The sequence below is a fragment of the Segatella paludivivens DSM 17968 = JCM 13650 genome, assembly GCF_000373185.1.
Classification (GTDB): Bacteria; Bacteroidota; Bacteroidia; order Bacteroidales; family Bacteroidaceae; genus Prevotella; species Prevotella paludivivens.
The window spans coordinates 1-4,279 of record NZ_KB890667.1; the positions used below are offsets into that span (position 1 = coordinate 1).

At 31.2% G+C, this 4,279-nt stretch carries 5 protein-coding genes; all 5 read right to left on the reverse strand.

What is annotated here, in order from left to right:
* A partial coding sequence (locus B045_RS0110930; RefSeq protein WP_018464296.1) for a glycosyltransferase occupies positions 1-393 on the reverse strand: 393 nt, incomplete at its 3' end.
* Between the two features lie 170 nt (positions 394-563).
* The gene (locus B045_RS0110935; RefSeq protein WP_018464297.1) at positions 564-1,601 is read right to left on the reverse strand and encodes an NAD-dependent epimerase/dehydratase family protein; all 1,038 of its coding nucleotides are present in this window, start codon (positions 1,599-1,601) and stop codon (positions 564-566) included.
* 357 nt (positions 1,602-1,958) lie between these two features.
* Complete coding sequence (locus B045_RS0110940; protein WP_018464298.1) at positions 1,959-3,194, reverse strand: glycosyltransferase family 4 protein; 1,236 nt, start codon at positions 3,192-3,194, stop codon at positions 1,959-1,961.
* A 17-nt stretch (positions 3,195-3,211) separates the two neighbouring features.
* Positions 3,212-3,784 carry a dTDP-4-dehydrorhamnose 3,5-epimerase gene (rfbC, locus tag B045_RS0110945; protein WP_018464299.1) on the reverse strand — a complete coding sequence of 191 codons (573 nt, stop codon included), beginning with the start codon at positions 3,782-3,784 and terminating at the stop codon, positions 3,212-3,214.
* A gap of 11 nt (positions 3,785-3,795) precedes the next feature.
* Positions 3,796-4,279 (reverse strand): glycosyltransferase family 4 protein (locus B045_RS0110950; RefSeq protein ID WP_018464300.1); only part of this gene is annotated, 484 nt, incomplete at its 5' end.

The window sequence follows — 4,279 nt, forward strand, 5'->3', positions numbered from 1 at the left end:
AATAGTCTTGGCAGCAATTCCCCACTTATCTCGATCATAGTCTGGTCCATGATGAGTGAAAACAACTTTCATTCCTAACAATTTAGCATAAGGTATAAGTAATGCTGGACCAATAGCATTCACATGAAGTATTTCTGCACCATTGCTCTTAGCATAATTAATAGCTCTAAAAGTATGAACAATCGCCTCTAAAGACTTTTTCTTTGGCGATTCTATATTAACAAGCTTCACATTTTTCCACGCTTTCAAGTCATCATTGACATAATTACAGCGCCGAATGACAGTTACATCTCCCCCTAAACGTACAATGCGAGGAAATAATTCCTCACAATGCGTTTCTACTCCCCCCATTATATTAGGGATGCCACGTGTCCCTGTTACAAATATTTTCATTATTGTTTCTATTAATTTTTATGCAAAGAATAGTTGATAGAAGAAATTGCAAACAATTGATCATGTTAACCTTTTCAGATATTACATCAACTTCTATCACATGGTTAATGTTGACTTAACAAATAGCTATCCAACAACAGTAACAACTATTATCAAATCATATATATTTTTCATTTCAAAGGATTCTTATCCGATTTATACCATTCAATAAATTTATTGATGCCTTCATGAAGATCTATATTAGGTTTATAGCCAATTTCTGTTTGCAATTTCGTCGTATCTGCATAAGTCATATATACATCACCTGGCTGCATTGGCTTAAATATTTTTTTAGCCTTCTTACCCACAGCAATTTCTATTTCGTTAATGAAATCCATCAACTTTACAGGATTAGAACAACCGATATTATAAATCCGATATGGCACACCATTGGCACAATCATTGTTTATAGGTATATTATCTAAAATTTTTATACTGCCATTAGCGATATCATCAATATATGTAAAATCACGGATCATATCACCATTATTAAATACACTAATCGAATTTTCATTAGTTATCGCTTTAGCAAACACCATAGGTGCCATATCCGGTCGTCCCCAAGGTCCATATACAGTAAAGTAACGAACGCCTGTGCAAGGTATCCCATATAATTTACTATAGCAATGAGCCATTAGTTCATTACTTTTTTTACTTGCCGCATAAAGACTAACTGGTGTCTGAACAACATCTTCTTCTGAGAAAGGAACCTTTTTGTTCATTCCATATACACTACTTGAAGAAGCAAATAAAAAGTGTTTTATTGGGTAATTTCTACAACATTCTATTATATTTAGAAAACCGTCCAAATTACTAGTCATATATGCATAAGGATTAGCAATAGAATAACGTACACCAGCTTGAGCAGCCAAGTTTATGACCTTATCAAAATGTTCCTTTGCAAATAAATTACTTAAGGCGTCATGATTATCAATTCCTATACGCAGAAATTTTAAGTTTTTAAACTTAGTGCTATTATATTCTTTATTCCATTCTAAACAAATATATCCTTCTCCAATACCAAGCTCTCGAAGTCGTCCATATTTTAATCTTACATCATAATAATCATTGATATTGTCAATAGCTACAATATCGTCTCCTCTTTCAGCCAAAAGATAAGAAATTTTAGAGCCAATAAAACCCGCAGCTCCAGTAACTAAAATTTTCATGAATAATATAGTTAGTTAAATGATATACAACATTATATACATATTTATAAGAATCCGGACTTTCTATACCGGACCAATATTCCAGAATTTCCTATGCATTTATTCCTATTAACTGTACTAAATAATGAGAATATTGCTAATCTTTCAAATGAAGCCTATCCCATTTCAGCTCTACCTGTACTCGTAACAGAAAACACAAATTCTATTTTTTATCAAAGGCGAAGTACAAAAAAAAATAATGACTAACACGAGGACAGAGAGAGCTAATATAATAATGTAACTAAATAGTAATTTTTCTTCATTAAGAAATATCTGATATGCCTACCGAGTAGCTTCCACCATAATATAAATTTAATATTATTTTATAAGGCTTTCAAATAATTTAAAAAGTTGATTATAATGTGTTTCTGGAGAATATTGTGTTATAACATCTTTATATCCATTATATCCCATGTATTTTGTATTTTCAGGGTGTTCAAACATATAAGAAACTTTATCTCTACAATCAACAGCATTTGCATATTTAAAAGTGAGTCCAGTCTCTTTGTTGCGAACTAATTCGGGAAGAGAACCAAAATCAGTTGCAAGAACAGCCTTCTTAAATGCAAAACTTTCAAGAATTACATTTGGGAAATTATCATACCATTCAGATGGAACTGTTGTAAAAAGACAAGACTTCAAATAAGGGATAATTTCATGAAAATCTTTCTTTCCTAAGAATTCTATATTATGTTGTTTATCTTTTAGATACTCTTTCAATTCTATATCATATCCATCATTAGAAAAACCTATTATTTTCAAGTTGTAACTTGTGCCTATAAATGTTTTAAGTAAAGTCATTAATCCTTTCTGTTTTTCAATACGCCCTACAAATAATGCAAATGGATTATATGTTACTTCTGGATTTTGTTCTTTTAAATTAAAAAATGTCGGAATATGATTCAATTTATGTTGTGGTATACCATATTGATTAAGTTTTGCTAATGTAAAAGAAGAAGGAACAACAAATGCATCTATTTTATTAGTAACATGCAAACTATCATGAAATACTTTAGCTCCTAACTTTATAGCAGAATATACATAAGAATTTAAGACACATTTATATTTAATACAACTTAAATATTTCCCATCCAAGCAGTCTTCACAAATTCCTTTTACATCATTATACAATAAAGCATTAGGACACAGATATTGAAAGTCCGATATTCTATGCACAACAGGAATATTAAGAGACCTTGCAACATCAATAATACTCGGCGAGATCTTATTATGATACTGCATAATATAAATAATATCAGGCTTCGTATGATTTAGCAATTTCTTAAATTTATGTTTTGCTTCAAATGAATAAAACATTCTACCACAGAACTTAAAAATCTTCTTATATTTTTTATTTGTATTTGCAAAATAAACTTCATCATCAACAATGTCCAAAAAATACTTATCGTAATTACTTGGATAATTATGACTACTTTTTATGGAAAAAGGAATTATTTCATGTCCTTTGTTCTCTAAGATTTCTTTTATGTTGAAATAATATCTTTCAGGGCCGCCCGAAATGAAATATCTATAATTGACAAGAACTATTTTCATTATACTCTATGTATATATTATTTATACAAATATATGCTATAGTCAAAAGGACTATCAAAGTCTTTAAACAAATCATGCTTAGTATCCTTCTCACTCAATATAGCCTTATCTGTAGGAATATTCCAGTCAATGCCAAGGCTGCCATCAACAATACTTATACCGCCATCGGCCTCTGGGTGATAAAAATTATCACACTTATATTGGAACACAGCAACATCACTTAACACAGAAAATCCATGGGCAAAACCTCTTGGAATAAAAAATTGGCGATGATTATCCTCCGACAATTTCACAGCCACATGCTTACCATATGTAGGAGAACCTTTACGAATGTCAACGGCAACGTCAAGAACTTCACCTTTAACGCATCTCACCAATTTACTCTGGCTATATGGTGGACGTTGGAAATGCAGTCCACGCATAACACCATACGAAGACATACTCTCATTATCTTGGCAAAAATTTATATTGCCAACTTTCTCATTAAACTCTCTCTGAGAAAAACTCTCAAAAAAATAACCACGTTCGTCTTTAAATACATGAGGCTCTATAATAAGGACATCATCAATATCTGTTTTTATAATATTCATTATATTATTACCTATTTTAATGTTACAACAGAGTTGTAAACCTCCATTGTCTGATTAGCAATATCATCCCAATTATATTTGGTCATATCGTAATCAATGCGGTGCAAGGGAGTATGGATTATAGTATTAATTCTATCAGCTAACTGGTTTATGTTTCCACATTCGAAGTAACATTCATCCGATAATCCTATTTCTTTATTTGCAGGAATATCGCTAACCACAACAGGTAGTTTGTAACTCATCGCTTCTAATAATGCAATTGGTAATCCTTCATGACTTGAAGGTAAAACATAACACAGAGCATTGGTCAAAAGCGAATGCAACTTTTTACCCTTTACAAATCCAGTTAGCACAACACCATTATTTTTTGCTAACTTCTTTAAACTTCGAGAATAATCAGCATCGAAATCAGCATCACCAGCTAGAATTAATTTAGGAAAATCAGAACTATTTGATTGTGACTTCAACTTTATATAAGCCTCTACTAAATGATGA